We start from the raw sequence: 3,777 nt of genomic DNA, 5'->3' as shown, positions 1-3,777 counted from the left end.
TTAATGCAACTGGTATAAGATCATTATTCGCGCGTCGGTAGCTGCTTTGGTATTTTTCCTACTTCGACCCTATTTAGTCTCTTGCCTGCAATATCCGACTGCCAGGTAGTATATGAACGGTTCACCTTGTTGATTCAACTAAAGATGCTCTGAGTCGTTCAATTTCTTTCTGTGATGGCTATATTGTCGCAATTTTAGTTTAGGGAGATAGTTATTGATCTTGCAGTGGTTCTCGATTAATGAAAATTTATCTTACTTAGCTAGCAACTATCGTCAAGGTTGAGTAAGCTCTATACATTCCATAGGGTGCATGTTTCGCCCTTAGCGTTTACAATGGCGCTATTCCACTAGATTATTAACCCCGTTGACACATTTAGCCGTCAGCGAGGCCTGCTTTTGTTTTAAAGGAGACGAAAGAAGATTATGAGCAAGGTTCCAATGACAATTATCGGCGCTGAACAGCTTCGCAAAGAATTAGATATTTTGAAGTTTGAACGTCGCCCAGCAATTGCAGAGGCAATTGGTGAAGCTCGTGAACTTGGCGATTTGAAAGAGAACGCTGAATATCACGCTGCGCGTGAAGAGCAGGGCCTATGTGAAGCTCGTGTTCGAGATATCGAAGGTAAACTGTCACATGCTCAAATCATTGACGTGACAACGATGCCAAATACTGGCCGCGTTATTTTTGGCACCACGGTAACTATTTTAAACATCGATACCGATGAAGAAGTGACTTACCGTATCGTGGGTGAAGATGAAGCCAACGTGAAAGAGAATTTACTTTCTGTCAGCTCACCCATTGCTCGTGGTTTAGTGGGTAAAAGCGTGGATGATGAAATTTCTATTAGCACCCCAGGTGGCACCAGTGATTTTGAAATCACTAAAGTAGAATACATCTAAGTTAAGCGTATTAAGCTCAGATAAAGCCGCTAACCTTAGCGGCTTTATATTTTTGATTGCCATCGGGCTCACAAGATAATCATCAAAACTTGGAGAAGTCGCGGTAGTGTGTTTATATAAGCTTGAATTAATTTAGTTATAGGGTGTTTTGTGCGATTGTTTGGAATGGTTGGGTTCATATTGTTGCTTATTGGGGGGCTTTTATTGTCACCTATATCAGCAAGTGCGTCTGTAGAAAACCAAACCCAGTATAAATTGCACTCTTCAACCCAATCTTCAATCCAAGCCAACGCAGGTCATTTAGTTGCCGAAAAGACCTTCGTAGAACGGTTGCAAATTTCTGTTCAGGACTGGGTTATCAAAGACTCGTCGAGTCTGACTTTGTTGGACCCTTCTGAAAAAACGACAATAAAAGAACATATACAAGCTGGTTTACACGATCGTGAACTAGGGCACTCATTCCCGCTACACTCGGAATATGCACCGCTTGTATCTCAACGTTTTATGAGTTTTGCGCAACATGAGCGCTTGCACAGTCGACCAGACTATCAACTGGCGTTCGAATTCGTTTCACCGGTGATTCCATCGTTAACCGTCGGTTATCGAATGGATTCCACTCCTGCTGTCGATTGGCAATTACACATCGATGGTTCATCTTCTAGGCTTTCCGCATGGAAAGAGTCTAATCTTTTATATCGTTTATCCCATACTCGCTCCGCTTAGCTAACAAGCAATAAGCCTTTTCAGGCTTCTCTATCAAGAACAGTTCATCTTTGATGTCAGAAACCGTAGTTTCAGATATTAGCTCGTACTTGTACTTTCAAGCTTATGTATTGAATCAAGTGCCTTTGAATCTGTTGTGACGCTTTACTGTTTTTATACATGACTCTATTGGTCATTAATGGCGAAGCGTTGCTCTTGATAGTTGTTACTGCAATATCCCTCCATTGAACTCAATGTATTAATAACATTCTGAGTGGGTGCTGCAGTTCGTTTTCGCGTTTTTAGTGAATACAAAGAGCAAAACAGTATGAGTAAACAAAATAAAGCAACAATTTTAAACCATTACAGTGCATGGAAATATGTGCTGTTAGTGGTCACTATCACCATTATGTTTTTCAGCGCACTACCAACCTTTTATGGCGAAGATTCCGCTATCCAAGTGGGCAAGAATGCCGGTCTTAAGCTAGAACCGTTGGCGCTGCAGCAACGCTTAATATCTTCAGGTATTGACGTAAAAAGGATTGACCATTCAAACGGAGAAACTCTAGTTGTGCTTGGAGATAATTCCCAGCAAGCACAGTTGAAGTCGTTACTTGCAAAGCAGGTACACGATCCATCTGAGCTGACGCTTATGTTAGCCCCTTCAGCCCCTAATTGGATGCTGTCCTTAGGATTTTCACCGATAAAGTTAGGGTTAGATCTCCGTGGCGGCGTACAGTTCTTATTGGATGTTGAAATCGAGCCAGTTTACAAATTGCACTACAACACCTTTGTGGAGTCTGTTCGCCAATTCGTCAGAGATGAGTCTCTAACTGGTGTCACTGTACAGCAGCAAATTGGCGATAGAGTGCAAATTACAACTTCGGACTCTAGCCATCGACAAGCTTTGCGGACGTTCATCAGCCAAAAATATCCGAATTGGCAATTGAGTAATAATGGTGCGCACTCGCTAAGTGTTGTGCTTTCTGCTGCTGAAAAAAACAATATTCAAGATCTCACAGTGAAACAGAACTTGCAGATAATGCGCAGCCGCATTGAGCAGTTGGGGATCACCGAAGCTGTGGTTCAGCGACAGGGCGAGCATCGGATCCGAATTGAACTGCCGGGCGTACAAGATCCTGCCGAGGCCAAGTCAGTAATTGGTGCGACAGCTAGCTTGGCGTTCTATCAGGTGATGCAGTCAAACTCAGTTAACTCTAAAACACTCAACGACGAGCAAGGGCAACCGGTATCTGTTGCACGGCGCGCAGTACTTGGCGGAGAGCATATTGTTGATGCTAGAGCCCAACTCGGTGAAATGGGGCTGCCTGAAGTGGTGATTCACCTCGATCGTGATGGTGGCAGAAAGATGTCAGACTTTTCTCGCGCCAATATCGGCAAGCCAATGGCGACATCGTACAGTGAATATAGCCGAGACGAGCAAGGTAAAATTAACCAGACGACTGAAGTGATAAGCGTGGCAACGATTCGATCACAACTAGGGGACCGTTTTAGTATCACTGGCGCTGGCGATTATGCGAGCGCACAGCAGTTAGCACTTTTATTAAGGGCTGGTTCAATGACTGCACCTGTGACAATTGTAGAGGAGCGCACCATAGGGCCAAGTTTAGGTGAAGAAAACATAACCAATGGCTTTGCTGCCTTGGCTTTAGGTATGGCGTTCACATTACTGTTTATGGTGCTTTGGTATCGCCGATTAGGCTGGATAGCTAATGTGGCGCTTCTATCAAATATGGTGCTGCTATTTGGCCTGCTGGCATTAATCCCTGGAGCAGTTTTAACCTTACCTGGAATTGCTGGTCTGGTACTAACAGTGGGCATGGCGGTTGATACAAACGTACTCATCTTTGAAAGGATTAGGGACAAACTACGTGAGGGAAGGAGCTTTGCACACGCGATTGACCGAGGTTTTGATAGCGCATTCTCGACCATTATCGACGCCAATATTACCACTATGATAACCGCTGTTGTGCTGTATTCGATTGGTAACGGTCCGATCCAAGGCTTTGCCTTGACCTTAGGGCTTGGCCTGCTAACCAGTATGTTTACCGGTATTTTTGCTTCTAGAGCATTAGTTAACTGGGTATATGGACGTGACTTTAGACGTGATGTGAAGGTGTAATATGAAATTATCTAACTTAAGCAACTTAAGCA

General features: G+C 43.8%; 3 protein-coding genes. All 3 read left to right on the top strand.

Annotated elements, in window-relative coordinates; genetic code table 11:
• Positions 1 to 423: 423 nt before the first annotated feature.
• The 3 genes from greA (at position 424) to secD (ending at position 3,745) form a co-directional block, all read left to right on the top strand.
• Positions 424 to 900 carry a transcription elongation factor GreA gene (greA, locus tag AB4238_RS20630; protein ID WP_372035317.1) on the top strand — a complete coding sequence of 159 codons (477 nt, stop codon included), beginning with the start codon at positions 424 to 426 and terminating at the stop codon, positions 898 to 900.
• A 165-nt stretch (positions 901 to 1,065) separates the two neighbouring features.
• Entirely contained in the window at positions 1,066 to 1,623 is a 558-nt protein-coding gene (locus AB4238_RS20625) for a hypothetical protein (protein ID WP_372035319.1), read from the top strand.
• 307 nt (positions 1,624 to 1,930) lie between these two features.
• The gene (gene secD / locus AB4238_RS20620; RefSeq protein ID WP_372035315.1) at positions 1,931 to 3,745 is read left to right on the top strand and encodes a protein translocase subunit SecD; all 1,815 of its coding nucleotides are present in this window, start codon (positions 1,931 to 1,933) and stop codon (positions 3,743 to 3,745) included.
• The last annotated feature ends 32 nt before the right edge of the window (positions 3,746 to 3,777 follow it).

The organism is Shewanella sp. 10N.286.45.A1 (assembly GCF_041470405.1).
Taxonomy (GTDB): domain Bacteria; phylum Pseudomonadota; class Gammaproteobacteria; order Enterobacterales; family Shewanellaceae; genus Shewanella.
Note: the sequence above shows the minus strand (reverse complement) of the source record. Positions and strands in the feature narration are given on the sequence as shown.

Bases quoted from the DNA above. Each gene is read 5' to 3' on its own strand.
- greA (WP_372035317.1), top strand. From the start codon at position 424: ATGAGCAAGGTTCCAATGACAATTATCGGCGCTGAACAGCTTCGCAAA.
- AB4238_RS20625 (WP_372035319.1), top strand. From the start codon at position 1,066: ATGGTTGGGTTCATATTGTTGCTTATTGGGGGGCTTTTATTGTCACCT.
- secD (WP_372035315.1), top strand. From the start codon at position 1,931: ATGAGTAAACAAAATAAAGCAACAATTTTAAACCATTACAGTGCATGG.